Raw genomic sequence first — 17,676 nt, 5'->3', positions numbered from 1 at the left:
CCCTACATATTCTGCCTGACATATTATCAAGTGATGCCTTTCTTATTAACTTCTCCATAAGTTGATTGTTATTTATTATGTAATCTTTATTCTCATCATTAATCATAAGCCTTAAAGAATCTATAAACATTTCGAATAGTTCTTTATCCACTGTCTCAACAAGTTATAATACTATACTAATTTCTCTTATATCATTTTCTTCTTCAAAGCAGTAAATTACTCTTTTCTGCCACTCCAGCGGCTTATCTATTATATGTTTACTAAATAGTTCCCAATCAAATTCAGAAAACTTTTCTAACAACATGGTTGCATCGGTTACTCCAACATCATACCAATAATCATCTGAAGCATGCTCTCCAGACATTTCAGTTATCCATTCGTCAAATTCCTTATACTTCATCAATTTACCTCCTCTAGTTTATTTATTGAAGAACCGTTCAATCCGACCACAATTTGTTATTCTAACGGAAATGCACTCATCACCCAATTACTCACTCAAGTCCTCTTATAAATCTATGGGATTCTTATAGCACCAATCTTGATTATCGAGTTTATTTGATATTTTTTTAATATCTTCAAAGGTATAAAGCCAGTCTTCTTCTATCCATAGTTTTAGTTCTGGATATCGCTTTAAAATCTCATAGGATAACACCAACGTTATTTTTCATTGTTATATACTTCATCAATAATAGCTATATTAAAAAACTCAATTTCTTCATCATACCAAGAAAAAGAATGATATTGGTATTTATATGGCTCGTCATATACATCTACCAAAACATCATTTGTAGGGGCTTCATATAAGTCTGCTCGTTCTACTAAAGCAATTTCTACAGAAACATGTTTTATTATGTTTTCACTTTGATAATTAACGGAGATCGGACTCATATATAAGTTATTTTCTATACAAATGTTTTTAACATCTTCAATAAGTTTTGTTAACTCTATTTTGCTATTGGCTCGGACTAAAAAATATGCTGATGTCCCCATTACTTAAACACTCCCTAATTCTTTTAATGAATCTACTCCTCCAAAACCCTAGTGTTATTATTTGTAACTAACCTGCTCAGAGTTAGAATTTCTAGTTAGACTGGTAAGGAATATTTATGTTGTCACCTACTTCATCAATCGTTTCTTCGATAATCTCTCTAACTTGCTCATTTAACTCCAAATCTAAGACTGATTTCATTAATTCATAACTCTCTTTTAAATTTAGACCCACAACAACATAAGCATAACTATCAACCATGTCTACAGAAGAAATATCCAAGAGGGTTTGGACAATTTGATCTGTTTTTAATTTTAGATTGGCATCTAACAATTGATGAGTATAGACTTTTCTATCTGCAAATTCTGATAGTGATTCTAAAACTTCTAGTTTGTTTAACTTCTCTGTATTCTCAATAAAGCTTAAGTAATCATTTAAATATTTCTCTAAAGTTTCTTTTGATAATACATCAGGTAACTGCTTGATCTCTAATAGCTTCATATTTCCCCTCCAATATATACAGAGCATACATCCATTACAAGAATTAATGGTAGGAATTCATTTCTTCCAATTTAATTTTAAGTTCATCCGAAATGAACTTGCCTAACTCACCTTTTCGTAGGTATGTGCTTACCAAGCTTATACAATATTGTACTTTTGCTTGATTTCTATTAGTCGAACTTCAACCTCATCCTTATCGTCTGGATTGCTCTTTAGATAGTTAACACTCGCTTCCCTAAGATAATGATAAAAAGTGGAGTAATCCAATACAACTGTCTGATCTTTCTCTACTGCAGGATAGTCAAAAAAATAACAAACCCCCGTATCTCCAAAATAAGCTTCTTCCCACTCATCTAACTCACCAGCAAAAACACACCATACACTCTCACTACTGCCAAAACCTTCTCCAAGACTGTATTTTTTTAGTGCATCTGAAAAATATCTCCCCTCAAGATGTCGATAATACATATCTATTAACTCTTTTTCTGTTAATTTGGCATACATCAAATCATCCTCCTATAGATTATTCTGATATCGTCAGAAAGAAGTTAGTTAATTTTCTATTTTCATCAAGATCTCCTGTGAATTTTAGACCGTTCGATACTGTTCCACGAATTTCCCTAACCACAATTTCTCCACTCGCCAGTTCTTCTTTCTCCGCATATTCAGAGTTAAGTATACGAATATGTTAAGTGACGTAGAAATATTGGATTCAAAAATCTATTATTACTGTGTTATCTTTGCTATTAAATATTCTAATAATCTAATCCAAAAGAATCTCCATTAGTAACTCCACAACTTCTGAGTATTTATTATCGGACACTTGCATTTCTTCAGCATCACATAACATTTTCGCTATCGATCGTTGAGAATGTGAACATATCAAAACAGATCAATTTTGGGAACCAACCCAAATTGATCTGTTTATTCTGATAGAATTAAGTTATTTATTTACTTCCTCCAAAACCTTATCTATTCTTCTTAATAACTTCCTCTCTTCTTCTTCGGTTAATTCATACTGGGAATTATCATAATTTCTATTTTTGAGTTCACTAATAATGTAGGGTGGAATTGTATCGTTAAGTCGTATTAAATTTTCTGCTATTGTAGTGTAAACAATTTTCTTAGCGCACGTTCTGTACCTAAATTCCCTTTCAAATCTTTTTAAGATGTTTTCAATCGTATTATTATCATTTTCTCTCTCGGAAAAGGAACGATCAACTATATCTACAATATCATCGTAAAACCATCTTGCTTTTGGACAAAGATCTACTGGCATTTTTTCAAGTTCTTGCAATACTCTGTTTCTTCTCAAATAAAGTTCTTCATACTCTTTTTCATTTAATTGACCTCTTTGAATAAAGTCCTTTAGCCTTTCAAAATCTATTAGTTCAAGGTCTCTCATGTAATTTTCTTTTGTAATCTTGTACATCCGTGGCTGTTTTACTTTTAATTCCGCTGAAATTACCATTAAAACGGCCTTTTCCATATCATCCGAATTCTCACTGTAGTGCTCGTCAAAAGCTCGAGCTATCGCTTCATTTGGACTCTGATACTCTAACTTGTATTCTTCATACTCTTCAACAAATGATTCTATTAGTTCATTATAATTCCAAGTCATTTTTTTCTCCTTTATTATGATTTTTTAGGTATCTTGACATCGTTATTATGAATGACTTCTACTTTTATCCCAGGATAATCTTTTGTAAAATTATATATAATATCATTACAACTCATACAAGTATCGTTTTCTGTAAACAGTTTGATTCTTCCCTTTATAGCCGTATTAGTTACACCAAGGTTATTAGCTAAGTCATTAATCAATTTATATTTAGTTCCTATTACCCCCAGTACGCCCTATTTGTAACAGTCTTTGTGTCCCAGATGTACCCCCAACCGCTTCATAAAAAAATCCCGGCGTGAGCTCCGAGATCCTTCATTTTTTCTCAATATTTTTCCACCACTGCTCCCAACGTTACCCCTCTGACATACGGCTGACGACTCAGGGACTGCAGCTGTTTTGCTGTTCCTGTAACCACGACACCCAGAATGCGAATATCGCTCTCTTGTGGCTCTTTTTTATCTTTTTTCAAAAAATCGAAGATTCGGTTGAACTCATAATGGTATAACCCTTTAAGATGCCTTCCCTGTTCCAGTGCATCCAGAAACGACTTGCCATTCACTTCTGTAGGTTCGGATGGATTCACTCCAAAACCCTTAACCCAATTCTCCGGCTCTGGAGTCGCATAACTTTGTTTCCCGTTTCCATCCTGTCTAGGATCGTAAAAAGCTCTGTTATCATACGTATCTACCCAGTACCATGTTTGATTTAACTCCGACGGGAGCAACTGTTTCGCTTCATCCAACGAATAATCCTTATCGAAAGAAATAGCCATCTCCACCTTTTTGTCCGAGTCCATTTCACTCAGCAACGGAAGGTCATTTAGAATTTTCCCATTATAATTCACACCCGGAATGTAAAACATCATCTCTCTCTGTCCACTTAATCCATTGTAGCTGCGAGTATACTCATAGCCTTGTTTCTGCATATTCTCATCTGGTAATGAAACTGATTGTTGCCCAGTACTACCACCCATACTTGAAAAGATAGGTATAGGTAGCGCGTAGTAATTCCTCTTTTGATCTGCCCAAGGTACAAGTACACCCTCAATCACTTTAGCTTTATAGGTCTGCAAGGTGCCGTTCAATAAACCGCTGAAGTTCACTTGTCCCGTCTGCACTTGATCCGGCCCGCTAATCTGGCTCATCAACTGCTCGCTGTGCATCGCACGCTCATAACTGGAGCTTGTTAAATACTGATTGCCGATGATAACTCCGAATAGTGCCGCGACCGATACAACCAATGATATAGATACGGTACGAATAGTAGTTTTGCGTTTGGCCTTTTTAATCATTTTGCTGACATCCACTGCATCTTCCTGTTCAAACGGTTGGTTCATTCTCACTCACTCCCATACTTTTTCTTAAATTGTTGTCTGGCCTGATATAACGATGCTTTAACTTGCTCCATCCGCATGCCAAGTAACTCCGCAATCTCCTGGTACGAGAGCTCCATCTCATATTTCATAATCAGCAGCTGTCTGTGTAGCGGAGCTAGCTCACGAAGTACAGCCTCCACTTTTTCTTTCTTCTCCTGTTGCAAAATGGCATCCTCAGGTAGCGTTGAATCCGGTATTTCCACACTTTCGATGGGAACCATCGCCCATTTCTTCCGGCGGCAGAGATCATAATAACGGTTGATCGCAACTTTATAGAGCCACGCACTGAACTTCCCTTTTTCAATCGAGTCGATATATAAAAAAGCCTTGTACACCGTTTCCTGCAAAATATCCTCTGCATCCGATGGGGAAGCGCCAAGTCTGATCAGATAATGCCGGATTTCTTTAAGTTTAGGCTGCAGCTGTTCAGCCATCTGTCTGGCGTCCATGCTTCACCACCTTTCATAGGTATAACGGGCGGATGAACTGAATGTTAATCGTTCGGTTAAAAAAGTTTTGCGTCCTAGTGTATGTACATAAAAAAATCCCGGCGCACGAGCACCGAGATTCTCTGTAAAGATGGACGTTTATAGATCTTTGTTAATCCTAAATATACCATATATCACTTTTCATTCATCGAAGTTATTAACGCCCCGAAACCCGGCCTACCATCTTGCGGAATCGAATCAAAGACCAGATCGTCAGCAATGCAAGTACACCGAGACAGATACTAATACTGAATCGGTTGCCTTCATCAAACACAAACATCAGAGCAATGACGCTGAGGATCAAGACAACAGCTCCGGTGATGTAAGGAAATCCCCACACCTTGAATGTAGGCTGAACCGGATACTTTTTACGCAATTTAAGCTGAGAAGCAGCGATGCAGATCCAGACCAGAATCACGACAAACCCCGGAACAGCAAGCAACACTCTAAATAGCTGATCTTGGGCAAACAATCCTAACATGGAACCTGCCAGCAGAACAACGGTACACACCAGCAACGTATTAATCGGGCTTCCGTTACGGTTGGTTTTGGCAAGTCCTTTAGGAGCTTCACCTCCGACAGCCATGGAGTGCATCATACGAGATGCCCCATAAATGCCCGAGTTCGCCGCTGACAGCACCGCTGTCACCAAAATAAAGTTCATAATATGTGCAGCACCCGGCAAACCTGTAGACGCCAGCACCTGTACAAACGGACTGCTTTCCGGCCCAATCTCGTTCCAGGGAATCAGACCACAGATGATCAGAATCGGCAACGTGAAGAACAAGATGATTCTGAACATGAAATTGCCCACGATCTTGGGCATCACTTTCTCTGCATTTTCCGTTTCCGTCAAGGTCAAGCCGATTAGCTCCGATCCTCCATACGAGAACATAACCACAAGTAGCGCAGAGAAGATCGATGTCAATCCGTTCGGAAAGAACCCGCCAGCTTGTGTATAGTTTTGCAGATATGGTGTGTTGTCACTTGGAATAATCCCAAAGATCAGTCCAGCCCCGAGCACGATAAAAATAATGATCATCGCAATTTTGATCCCGGCCAGCCAAAACTCGAATTCCCCGAACACACCAACGCTGAGCAGATTCACCAGTATAATGAATGCCGCACATGCCAGACTGAGCATCCACAGCGGTACGTCCGCGAACCAATATTGCAGGAAACTGCCCGCAGCGATCACTTCGATAACACATACGGATAACCACAAGAAGCAATACATCCATCCCATAATAAACGAAACTCTGCTTCCGAACGCTTCCTGTACGAAATCTTTCATATTTCTATTTTTGTACACCGTAGCCATCTCTGCCATAGCAGCCATAACCACAAGCAGCAGTAATCCGGCAAAAATGTACGTTACAATGACACCTGGGCCTGCAAGTCCAATCGTGCCTGCACTGCCTTTAAAAATGCCTGTCCCAATGACACCACCCATCGCCATAAAGGTAATGTGTCTGGGTTTTAATTCCCATTCTGTATGGCCAATTCATCCCAAACATATGACATGCCTATGATTTATACCCTTTAAGTGTACAAGGTAATCGGTATGTTGCCCATGTTACCAAACTATATCCCAACCCGTACATCAGCCATGCATCCAGATTAGCGGTGAACGTCGCCCAATCACTGGTTATATACAGCAAGGGCAGCAAGAATGATACACCCAAAGCAATTGTCCTAGTGTACCATTTCGAAACCTTCAAAACATACCAGCAAGCTCCCATAATTACAGCCAACATAGGACACAACACAAATACTGGGAATAACGGGTTCATTCCTTCAAACCACAAGTAGAGCATTCTTCTACACTCTCCATTCTTTGGCGCGTCACAGCGTTCAAAGCCCGAATTTTAGTTTACCACTTTTTGCGCTGTATGAACTGTATCAAATGTTTCATTTTTCATTCATATCCGAAATGGAGAGTAAAATAATTGAATAGATAGTTGCTTAAATATAAAAAAACCAGCCTCCCTACACTGGGGGAACTGGTTTCCATAGGAATTTATCTATGATTTCATCCAATAACTTTGGTCATAAATGTACTGTTCGGGTCTAAAATATAATCCGCAAACGGCTCGCAATATTCAAAGCCAAAGTCTTCATATAGCTTGCGTGCCGGGATAAAAGAGTCCATTGAACCTGTCTCCAGACTGATACGCTGATATCCGCGAGACATAGCCTCTTCAATAATATGAGCCAGAATTCGGCGGGCTACTCCTTTACGTAAGTGGGCCGAAGCTGTACGCATCGATTTCAGTTCAGCATGCTCCCCGTTCAGTTGCTTGATTGCCCCACAACCGAGAAGTTCATCATCTTCCCATGCACACCAGAACGTAATCTCGGGTTTCTTCAGTCCATCCAGATTCAGTGCATGTATACTTTCCGGCGGCGAATCCGCTGCCATGCCCATCAAATGTTCCGCGATTAGTGCTTTTACCTGGTCCCCACTCAAATCATCCACTCTAATTTCCATCGTTCCCACTCCTGCCGACATTTTGTAATTTATCGCTCTCCACGAAGCTGATCAATGATTATATATTACAACGATGTCAGGTTTTATGACAACAGCCGTTTCTTACTGGAAAACGATAAAAAAGTGGGGGGGATTATATCATGACTGCTGATACGATACTGCCGTCATCTGGCATGGCTCACACGCAAACATGTAATACACACCTTCACCATTCTCCTGAATCATCTCACCGTCCAACTGTCCGATGGCTTTCATCGTAGCAGAGCAGGCTGGACATACTGGATAATCTGCATCTTGCACCCAGCCGGGGTGACCCCCAACCTGTGATATAGAAGGTTCCATTGCCCACTCACTACCATGGAAAGGCTGACGCGGTTCAGACGCAATATGGAACAAACGCCGCTGTTCCTGTTCCCGTGCTCCTTCTGCCCTTTCTCCCTCGCCAACAAGGCTGCCTACCTCTAAGGTGCTTGAGCCTATTCCCAAAACATCTACGCTCATCTCTTCCACATCAATATCATCAAATCCATCCGGCTTCACATTATATCTACTCCAGATCGGATTCCCTGTTGCATCCATCTCCATGTGCACCACGCTGTAACTGCTGCAGACCAGACAAGTCTGCACATCAAGGTGTGAAAACTTCCAGTAAACAGAATGAAGCGCCGGATGTTTCACCTGTAAATTCATTAAGCTAATGAATGGATTGCTGCACCACGGGCAATGAGTGGAGCTTGGTACAAGTAAAGAAATCGGAGCACCATCAAGGTTTTCCCTCTCTCTTCCCGCTACGTTGCTCTCTCCTGTTTCATATAGTGAATAACTTGGGGTGATAAACAATTCTCTGCGTTGACCTTCTTCAGTTAACTCCCAGCCTGCTTGTAAGGTATAACGCTCAGGTGCCACATACAGCCTGCTAGCCCAGTCAGGCGGAGACTGCTTCCACTGCCAGAAATGTTGTACAACAACTTCATCACCGATATAAGCCAGCATGATCAGGATATGGTTTCGATTCTCTTCATCCGTATTCACCCGTTGTAACAGATGATCTCGCATATCCCCAGAGGCGCTCTTGAACAAAACCCCTGGATAAACGATCTCCCGCTCCAAAAGCTCTGGGTTCTCCGCAGTCAGGGGCAGATCATGGTAACATACAAGGTACAGCAAAATGTCCTTACCCGTGTCCTCATCATCTGAGCGAATCAGTTCCATCGCGTATTGTTTCATCTCATGCTGCTGCTCTGTTGATAGGGACAGATACACCTGTTCCATGGAGTTTTTATACGGTACGTACCGAATAAGTTCATCGTATGTGCGGGGTTCATACATGATTTTCAAAATCTGCACTGCGTCCGTAATGCCCTCATACAGATCGACATCACGCCGATTCGCTTCAATATAACGCTGATGTGCCTCCCGTTCCATCTCCTGCTTACAAGGCATACAATACCCACCTGTTTTAGCTGCTGTTGCTGGTAAAATCACATGGTCGCATCCTTCGCGTACACACGGAATACGTTCTGTCATGCTCCCGCCTCCTTCAACCTTTAGGAATGGTATCCAAGTTGCTCCTTGGTGAATTCGTAAAACGCAAGTGCATCCTCACTGCTCGCAAACCCTGCCTGAGCTATTTTCTCGCTACCGCCGCCTTTGCCTTGGTACGCCCCAAGATTTCCTTTGAAAAACGGCCCGCACGCCCATTCCGGCGGCTGTCCATTCTGTGCCAGCACAACCTTCGCTTCCGAGAGGCTGGCAAACAGCACCAAACCTTCATGCTCTTCCGTAAGTTTGGTAGCAAGGCTTTGCATGTCCTTGAGTGATTTGTCCTCGAAAATCTGGGCAATGACCAGCCCTTCCCGTGCGGCGAGCAGTTCCTCGGCGTAGTAAGCGTCATTCGTTACTTTTAGCGCATTCAGCTCGCTTTGCAGCTGCTTCTGGTCTTGTTCCATTTTCTCGATACGCTCCAGTAGTTCGTCGCGGCTTGTCTTTAATTTGGTCGTAATACCATTCAGTACTTCCTGCGCTTCCTTGAATTCGTTCAAGGCTCTTGTGCCGCATTTAAAATAAATCCGGGTGCCTCCCTTGACCTTTTCGGTTTTCAGCAGCTTAATGATGCCAATCTCGCCCGTTGCCGCCACATGTGTGCCGCCGCAGGCATTGTACTCCACACCTTCAATCTCCACGATGCGAATGTCCTCCGTCACCGTCGGTTGCTTCACCAAAGGCAAACGCGCCGCTTCTTCCGCGGTAACCCATGAAGTACGAACCGCTGCGTTGCGAACAATCTGCCGATTCACCTCTTGTTCAATCCCCGTGAGTTGTTCCGCACTGAGGGTCTCCGCAGCTACATCAATTGTTGCGTAGTCCGTGCCCAAGTGAAAACTGAGTGTCATGGCATCCGTCAGTTTTAGTGTAATTGCCGATAACAAATGCTGGCCCGTATGTTGCTGCATATGGTCGAACCGTCGCTCCCAATCCAGCTCACATTGCACTTCATCCTGTTCCGGGGAACGCTCTAACTTGTGCCACACTTCTCCATCTTCCAGATTCACATCCAGAACAGCAATGCCACCAATCTGCCCCAGATCACACGGCTGTCCGCCTCCATGCGGATAAAATGCCGTCTCGGCCAGCGTAACGTATACGCCATCTTCTTTCGTCACCCGATTGGTAATATGTGTATGCCACTCGCGCGTGTACGCAGCGTCATAGTAAATTTTTTGAGTCATTGAATGGATTCGTTCCCTTCTCGTTCAAGTAAGTTACATCTACACTCAGATTACACTATTTCCCATAGCTAAAGCCAATTTCGGTTAACTCTAATCACTTGTAGTATCACAAAAAAGACCGTTCTGTAAGCCACAGCCTACAAAACGGTCTATATTTATCCAACGTTTAATCTGAAAACGTTGGATATGGACGCCCCGATAGATTACACCAGAACGGAGATAACAGACGAACGCTCGCCTGTAGACACAAAAACGAAGCAGACAGAAAGGACCTGGAGAAGCAAAGCGTTCGCATTTATCACCGGATTGTTCCCTTCAGGGAATCAATCAATAATCCGGGGATAAGGGCGATCGAAAGGTTTTCTGACTGTGACGTTCCCATTTGTCTACCACAACCAGCATAGTCAGTCATCGGAGTCGTCAGTGTAATCCACCAGCGGCGCCATATCTTTTTTTACATTAAACCAAGTTCCAGAACAGCACCGTATTCGCCACCGTCACCATCGTAAACAGCAACGTATTTACAAATGCCGCAAGCCATACATTGTTTGTTTTCTCAAACAATTTGCGTGCGTACACCGCAGCGATGATCAGACATGGTACCAGCGCGAACAACAGGATGCCGTTCAGTGCTTGAGTTGGATACAGCGCCACACCTGTCATAAAGTCTTTGCCATACTGTGCCAGCATCCACAATACCAAGCCACCAACGTTCAAGACGATGGCCAGGAACATACCTCCGCGTTTGCCGCGGGTATTTGCATTCAGGGCAACAGCACTCACGAAGTAATAGATCAGGAAAAGTGGTGCATAACGCAGTGCAGTCACGAAATGCTCCTGTTCAAACGTACGAACCGCAAACGTCCAGATTCGGAAGTCCGTTCCGAAGATTGCCTGCACCGCGAACAACAGTGCATACCCGATGACAATAGCGAGTACAGCTGTTACAAGGCTGGCAATGATCGTTCCGATATTCAAGCTAATGCCGTAATCACTGAAACGGGTGCCCGCGTCTTTTTTGGAGAAATAGTGGAAAGCAAAGGTCACCAGAATCATAATCAACGCCGATACCAGCGCCCAGTATACAATCTGGTTCGTGGTTGGTTCATTGAAATATGTGCCTGTAACAACAATTTTGCTTGCGTAGTTGAACACAATCCACATCACCAGGGATACAACAACCAGTAATACGCTGCCTACGCCCATGTTTTTCATCCGGCGGCTTGCCGCATAATCATTCTTTTTGCTTCCAGCCAAGACAAATCCAATCACTGCACCAAGCACACTTGCGATCAACAGGATCAGAGCAATGATACGCAATACATTCAGTCCGTCAGCCGATTTATCCATCAGCGTTGGGAAAAGAATAGCCGGGATCAACGTGCTGAACGCAATCGCGAGCCAGTAGATCGTTTTTTGCTTGCCACTTACGGCTGCGGATACGGTTGCGATCTCGTTGCTAACCGCCTTACGCAGCAATGGCAGTCTGAGCAGCAACGTAATCAAAGGCACGATCATCAGGAAGAAACCGATCAATGCTACGAAGTTAAAAGCTTCCTTCGCCCACCAGATCTGATTACCCGATCCCAGATCCACATTCGTCTGATTTGGTGACGTTACACCATTGAAAGCATGTGCATAAAAGTCGATCAGATGTCCTGTCGTGGTTGGCGAGAAATGGTTCCACGGGTGAGTCTGATTCGGTGTGAACATAATGTGCTCACCCGTCTGCGAAGGGCGTACTACTTTGCCATCAACCATCAGGTCACCGGACGGTACTTCTGTGAACTTGTCCGTTTCCGCTCTTGGCGCGTCTGCCGCCAGTCCGAGGAATGCTTTACCTGAAATCGTTGCAGCAAAATCCTTACGCATTACGGTACCTTYGATTTCTTTTTCAGCGGCTGTCTTCTCTTCGTCGGATTTATTGAAGAAAAACTCGTCATACTTACCCGCAATCATACCTACTGTACGGCTACCAAAAGCAGCTTGCAGCTGATCCTGCGGAGCTACGGCAGCGGCATACGAATAATCCGCGCCAACAGAGATTCCTGTATAGATCATACGATGTCCTGTTTGCAACGAAGTCATCTCATCCATGTACATGGAGAGCAGTGTTGAGAATCCTCCCATGGAGTGACCGCTCACAGCAACATACGCGTTGCCTTTATCATCTTTTTTGGTAAAATCCTGATCATAGATATATTTAGCTGCATCGAATTGAGAATAGATCCAGAATGTGCCGAACATATCTTTCACCGGAATAGGTGCATTCCAGCGGGAATCCCCGTGATCATACATATCGAGCGCCAGCACGATGTAACCACGTCTGGACATTTCAATGGCAGGTGCATCCTGCATTTCTTTGGTGTTCAAATAACCATGCGTTGTAATAATAACCGGTCTTTTGTCATCAGCACCCGCGCCCTTTGGCATGTACAGCAGACCCGACAGCGTTCCGTGGTCGGCCTGGAATTTGATCTCTTTAACCTTGACGGAATAGAAGGATGTGTTGAACATACCGGCAAACAAGCTGCCGAAAATGACCAGAACGAGTGATAAAACCAGCAACCCCTGTGGTTTTTTCAAGAATGATGTGACTGTTCTCATTGGTTGGCTCCTTTAAGCAATATAAAATGCGATATAACTTGAAATCCATATATTTACACATGCACTTCGATGACAGAATAACCTTCCGATCGCTGTTATCCCCAGATTTTTTGATTCCCTTTTATAAAGGGAAAATCCGGTGATAAAGGCGAACGCTTCGCTTCTTCAGGTTTTTTCTGTCCTCTCCGTTATTGTGTAATTTAATAGTTCAAATTATATAGATAAATAGATATCACTATGCATACGCTTCCGCTTATATAATGAGCAAAACAGCATGTCATAATGCAGTTAACAATACAAGCCAACAATAGATCTAAATTCAATATTCAAATTTGATGTAAATGAGTACATGTAAATATTGACTCAACATGGCCTAAAAAAAGCACACATAACGACGCCGGACTTCGGCGCCGTCACCTGTGTCAATTCGGTTCTGTATAGTTCTGTATAATCTATATCGTCATTCAAGCTAATTTAATGAATTCTATCTTACTTCAAAGACTCGGACAGTTCTGTGAAAATAACACCCAGCGCATACGCGCCAGCATCCGGATATCCCAGACTACGGTCACCGACCGTACCCGCACGACCCATACGCGCGACGATATCTTCCGTTTTCTTCGCACCTTCCACCGCTGCTGCTGCACCTTTCGCAAATGCGGTTTTGAAGTCTTCTCCAGACTCCGCACTTTGCACCCAAGCATCTGCACATGGTACGAGTGCATCGATCAGCGTTTTGTCACCTACAACAGCACCACGTCCGAAGGAACGCTCACCCGTTGATTGAATGCCTTGCACGGCTGCCTGCAACATTTCAGCAAACTCAGCTACGTTCAAGTGCTGTTTCTCGCCTACTGCTTTGCCAGCCGCACGGAAAGCTGAACCCCAGATTGGGCCGGATGCTCCGCCGCAATATTCCATAATGACGAGAGAGCATGCGTCCAGGAATGAACCGATATCTTTTTTCTCATCGTTAATAATATGGTTCCATTCACGCTTCAATTGACGGAAGCCTTTGGCTACACTCATCCCGAAGTCGCCATCGCCTGCATGGGAATCCAGTTCACAGAACGGTACTTCGTTCTTGATGATAATCTCGCCCATTTTATCGATCAAGTAAACCATGTTATCCAGTGAGAACTGATTGTTTTCAACAACAGCCGCTGACGCATCTGTCTGCACCTCGTAGGATACCGGAACATCCTCCGTCACAACTGCTTCGAGCGCTTCGGAATAAGCAACTTGCGCCACTGGAGGGCCGGATACTTTAAATGCTGGCGTGTCGCTTTCCTTGAACAACAACGTTTTCAGCTCATCATCCAGCTTCAGAATCGTCACCGATGCACCCGCCATGTCGATACTAGTCATGTAGTTGCCTACAAATGTTGTAGCCACATTCAGACCTGCATGTCCTGCCAACTCACGTTGAACCGAGTTGTTCAGCAAGTACAGCTCTTGCAGAGGTGTCGCCCCAAAACCGTTCACAAGCACAGCGATCTCGGCAGACGCATCCTGATCCAGCTTCATATCCTTAAGCAAAGCGGAAACCATACGCCCTGCAAGTTCGTCTGCAGATACGATTTTCTCACGACGAATACCTGGCTCACCATGGATACCTACCCCGAACTCCATCTCGTCTTCCGCGATTTCGAAGGTTGGTGTTCCTTTGGCAGGAACCGTACAAGATGTGAATCCAAAACCGATGCTGCGCACGTTCTGCGCCGCTTTCTCGGCAACAGCTTTCACTTCTTCCAAGCTACGCCCTTCTTCTGCTGCAGCTCCAGCAATTTTATGAACCAGAACGGTTCCAGCCACACCGCGGCGTCCCACCGTGTACAAGCTGTCTTGCACAGCAATGTCATCTTCCACACGTACATATTGCACGTTGATGCCATCTTCTTCAGCCAGATGTGCGGCGTTTTTGAAGTTCATCATGTCGCCGCTGTAGTTCTTGATGATAAGCAGTGTACCCTTGTTGCTGGCCGTGGCTTTGATCGCTTGATACACCTGAATTTGGGAAGGCGATGCAAATACATCTCCGCACACAGCCGCATCCAGCATACCTTTACCTACATAACCTGCATGTGCTGGCTCGTGACCGCTACCTCCGCCGCTGATCAGGCTAACTTTATCCGCCTGAATCTCTCTGCGTTTGATCACTTTATATTTTTTCAAGAATTCCAGCTCCGGGTGTGCAAGCGCAATCCCGTTGCACATTTCCATGACAACATGTTCAGCTTGGTTGATAATTTTTTTCATTTATTTTGCCTCCTGGCGAGCTTTGTACTCCCGTCCAATTCGGTCAGCCGCTGCAATGGCTGCCGCCACTTCAGGAACTGTAATCGGGAATGGCATCGCGTGGATGGATTCTTCCGGGATACAAGCAATCTCTGCCACTTTCAGCAGTTCTTCTTGTGTAATTGTTTCTACACCGATATCTGCCAGACTTACAGGCAATCCTACGGAAAGACAGAAATCCATCACTTGGTGCAATTCTTCGGTTGGTGCATTTTCAAGGACGAGCTGCGCAATCGTACCGAAGGATACTTTTTCACCGTGGAAATAGTGGTGTGTGCCTTCCAGAACCGTCAGACCATTATGGATCGCGTGAGCTGCAGCCAGACCGCCGCTTTCGAATCCAAGACCAGACAACAGGATGTTCGTTTCTACGATGTTTTCCAGAGCTTGAGTAACCACGTTGCTATCACTCGCTACTTTTGCTTTGGCGCCGTCTGTAAGCAACATTTCGTAACACAATTTGGCAAGTGCCAGTGCTGCATTCGTTCCTACAGCAGAAGGTGTGTACCCTTCACGGGAGCCCATTGGCAGACTTGCATTCACACGGGAATAGGATTTCGCTGTTGCTCTTGCCTCGAAGTAAGTAGACAGTGCATCTCCCATACCGGATACGAGGAAACGTGTTGGTGCATTAGCGATAACGGTTGTATCTACGAGCACCACGCTTGGGCTTTGTTTGAAATATGCATAATCGTCAAAAGAACCTTCCGGTGTGTACAATACTGCCGAGTGACTTGTCGGTGCGTCTGTAGCCGCAATTGTTGGACAGATGATCAGTGCGTCACCTTCAGCAACACATTTCGCGGCATCAATGGCTTTACCACCACCGAGACCAATCGTGCATGTGCATCCTTTTTCTTTCGCGATTTCTTGCAAACGAGCAACTTCCTCACGTGAACATTCACCTCTAAAACCGCTTTCAACAAACGTGATATTGAATTTTTCTGCTGTTGCATCCAGCTTGGCTTTGACCCGCTGTACATCGTCCGGGTGTGCAATCAGCAATGCAGAATCTCCGAAGGATTTTACGAAATACCCGAGGTTCAACAATTCGTCTTCGCCTTGCACGTACTTGGTTGGGCTGATAAATGCTTTTCTCATAATATGATATGCCTCCTAAAAGTAGATTTAATAGAATGTTTTGCGCGGCAGCACTCGTCCTTTTTAACTGAAATTCAAAGATGAAGCGGCCTTGCTCCGTGTTACATCAAATTTTAATTGTTGCAATTGACCTAAATATAACGCAGAAACAAGAGGTTTACAGTGGACTTTGATAACAAATTATTATAATTTGCAATCGTAATTTTTTGCTTTTTCGCATAATCGTGGTATGTTATTGTCATGAGATGGTTAAATTTTGACCTCCCACTTTCCATTACCCGTCCTGTTCACGTCTTAATATGTACAACTTTCAACTTTTTAACGACTCTCCGATCGATAAGTTCGGTCTGCCACGGAGGTTTTTCACATGATTAAAGAATATCTGCACATCAATAAAATACTGGATCTGGACAAGTGGAAGCGCCTTCAAGATTCCCTTGCCACCGTCACCAAACTTGCCATTCTTACCGTTGATTATAAAGGTATACCCGTCACCAGCCATAGCAGCTGTCAGGCATTCTGCCAGAACGTTCGCAAAGATCCCGAGCTTCTTCCCTACTGCCAAAAGTGTGATTCTCGCGGCGGTCTGGAGGCTGTTCGCCTTAATGAACCTTACGTTTATCTCTGTCATTTCAATATCATTGATATAGCGATTCCGATTACAATTGATGGAAAATATATTGGCGCGGTCATGGCTGGACAAGTCAAGCTCGCTGATCCCGAAAAGGGAACCGATCTGGAGCAGATCGTGACATCCAAAAATGTACCTATGCATGATGCAAAAATGAAGGAGTTACAGGCAGAATATGATCAATTGCCTATCATGACCTATGAGGAGATTGTGAAGATTTCGAATATGTTGTCTCTGCTCTGCAACTATATTGTAGAGGAAGCCTTGAATAAAAATCTGCTGGTTGAGATGTTCGAGAAGGCTTCTGGCAATCAGGAGTCCGTTAACTTGTCCACCATCCTGCCGGGTTATTCAATCCGCAATATTGAGTCGATCAAAAAGGAAATGACCAATGCCATTGCTGATGCTTATCTCAAAAATAGTCCAAGTGATACGGAGAGTCTCAATCCGGTACTCCAACCTGCTTTTGAATATATCCATAGCCATAAAAGTGAACAAGTATCGTTAAAACAAGCAGCAGATCTGTGCCACCTGAGTCCAAGCTACTTCAGCAGATTATTTGCCAAGGAAACGGGTGAAAACTTCACCACCTATCTCGCGAAGCTCAAAGTCAAGTGGGCCAAGCAGCTGCTGGAGGTCACCGACATGCCCGTCTCACAGATCAGCGATGAGCTGGGATTTAATGAATCGGGGTATTTTATTAAAATTTTTAAAAAGTTCGAGGAGATTACCCCCGCCCTCTATCGTAAATATATTCAGGAGAGCTGATTAACCTGTGATATGTTTTTCATATCAATCATGTGCTTAATAGATATTTCACCTGATCATCTGCACTTGCTACAA

General features: G+C 43.6%; 16 protein-coding genes. 1 reads left to right on the top strand and 15 read right to left on the bottom strand.

The genetic code is table 11. The features are described from left to right. Positions 1 to 163 precede the first annotated feature (163 nt). From AB4Z30_RS26840 to AB4Z30_RS26770, 15 genes are all read right to left on the bottom strand, one after another. Positions 164 to 400 (bottom strand): hypothetical protein, encoded by a 237-nt coding sequence (locus AB4Z30_RS26840; protein WP_441930501.1) that lies wholly within the window; start codon positions 398 to 400, stop codon positions 164 to 166. 257 nt (positions 401 to 657) lie between these two features. Continuing rightward, a complete protein-coding gene (locus AB4Z30_RS26835) occupies positions 658 to 990 on the bottom strand; it encodes a hypothetical protein (protein ID WP_441930499.1) in 333 nt (110 codons plus the stop codon). A 91-nt stretch (positions 991 to 1,081) separates the two neighbouring features. Then, positions 1,082 to 1,489 carry a hypothetical protein gene (locus AB4Z30_RS26830; RefSeq protein ID WP_441930497.1) on the bottom strand — a complete coding sequence of 136 codons (408 nt, stop codon included), beginning with the start codon at positions 1,487 to 1,489 and terminating at the stop codon, positions 1,082 to 1,084. 138 nt (positions 1,490 to 1,627) lie between these two features. After that, positions 1,628 to 1,993 (bottom strand): ribonuclease toxin immunity protein CdiI, encoded by a 366-nt coding sequence (cdiI, locus tag AB4Z30_RS26825; RefSeq protein WP_441930495.1) that lies wholly within the window; start codon positions 1,991 to 1,993, stop codon positions 1,628 to 1,630. Between the two features lie 439 nt (positions 1,994 to 2,432). After that, on the bottom strand, positions 2,433 to 3,110 hold the full coding sequence (locus tag AB4Z30_RS26820) for an Imm3 family immunity protein (RefSeq protein WP_441930493.1): 678 nt from the start codon (positions 3,108 to 3,110) through the stop codon (positions 2,433 to 2,435). Between the two features lie 14 nt (positions 3,111 to 3,124). Beyond that, complete coding sequence (locus tag AB4Z30_RS26815) at positions 3,125 to 3,313, bottom strand: deaminase domain-containing protein (RefSeq protein WP_441930491.1); 189 nt, start codon at positions 3,311 to 3,313, stop codon at positions 3,125 to 3,127. Positions 3,314 to 3,435: 122 nt separating this feature from the next. After that, entirely contained in the window at positions 3,436 to 4,449 is a 1,014-nt protein-coding gene (locus AB4Z30_RS26810) for an anti sigma factor C-terminal domain-containing protein (RefSeq protein ID WP_441930489.1), read from the bottom strand. A 2-nt stretch (positions 4,450 to 4,451) separates the two neighbouring features. After that, positions 4,452 to 4,937, bottom strand: coding sequence for an RNA polymerase sigma factor (locus tag AB4Z30_RS26805; protein WP_441930487.1), 486 nt, complete (start codon positions 4,935 to 4,937; stop codon positions 4,452 to 4,454). 196 nt (positions 4,938 to 5,133) lie between these two features. Next, a complete protein-coding gene (locus tag AB4Z30_RS26800; RefSeq protein ID WP_441930592.1) occupies positions 5,134 to 6,480 on the bottom strand; it encodes an amino acid permease in 1,347 nt (448 codons plus the stop codon). 528 nt (positions 6,481 to 7,008) lie between these two features. Beyond that, positions 7,009 to 7,467: a GNAT family N-acetyltransferase gene (locus tag AB4Z30_RS26795; RefSeq protein WP_441930485.1), complete on the bottom strand. Its 459-nt coding sequence runs from the start codon at positions 7,465 to 7,467 to the stop codon at positions 7,009 to 7,011. Between the two features lie 138 nt (positions 7,468 to 7,605). Beyond that, positions 7,606 to 8,994, bottom strand: a complete 1,389-nt coding sequence (locus AB4Z30_RS26790) for a DUF1963 domain-containing protein (protein WP_441930483.1) — start codon at positions 8,992 to 8,994, stop codon at positions 7,606 to 7,608. Between the two features lie 20 nt (positions 8,995 to 9,014). Then, positions 9,015 to 10,196, bottom strand: coding sequence for an alanyl-tRNA editing protein (locus AB4Z30_RS26785; RefSeq protein WP_441930481.1), 1,182 nt, complete (start codon positions 10,194 to 10,196; stop codon positions 9,015 to 9,017). Positions 10,197 to 10,655: 459 nt separating this feature from the next. Continuing rightward, positions 10,656 to 12,803 carry an alpha/beta hydrolase family protein gene (locus AB4Z30_RS26780; RefSeq protein WP_441930479.1) on the bottom strand — a complete coding sequence of 716 codons (2,148 nt, stop codon included), beginning with the start codon at positions 12,801 to 12,803 and terminating at the stop codon, positions 10,656 to 10,658. A gap of 489 nt (positions 12,804 to 13,292) precedes the next feature. Beyond that, complete coding sequence (gene dhaK / locus AB4Z30_RS26775) at positions 13,293 to 15,062, bottom strand: dihydroxyacetone kinase subunit DhaK (protein WP_441930477.1); 1,770 nt, start codon at positions 15,060 to 15,062, stop codon at positions 13,293 to 13,295. Beyond that, the gene (locus AB4Z30_RS26770; RefSeq protein WP_090917434.1) at positions 15,063 to 16,202 is read right to left on the bottom strand and encodes a glycerol dehydrogenase; all 1,140 of its coding nucleotides are present in this window, start codon (positions 16,200 to 16,202) and stop codon (positions 15,063 to 15,065) included. A 367-nt stretch (positions 16,203 to 16,569) separates the two neighbouring features. Between AB4Z30_RS26770 and AB4Z30_RS26765 the strand changes: the two genes are divergently transcribed. Beyond that, the gene (locus tag AB4Z30_RS26765) at positions 16,570 to 17,601 is read left to right on the top strand and encodes a PocR ligand-binding domain-containing protein (protein ID WP_441930475.1); all 1,032 of its coding nucleotides are present in this window, start codon (positions 16,570 to 16,572) and stop codon (positions 17,599 to 17,601) included. Positions 17,602 to 17,676 lie beyond the last annotated feature (75 nt).

Source organism: Paenibacillus sp. 2TAF8 (genome assembly GCF_052114825.1).
Taxonomy (GTDB): Bacteria; Bacillota; Bacilli; order Paenibacillales; family Paenibacillaceae; genus Paenibacillus.
This window is presented reverse-complemented; position numbering and strand designations above follow the sequence as displayed.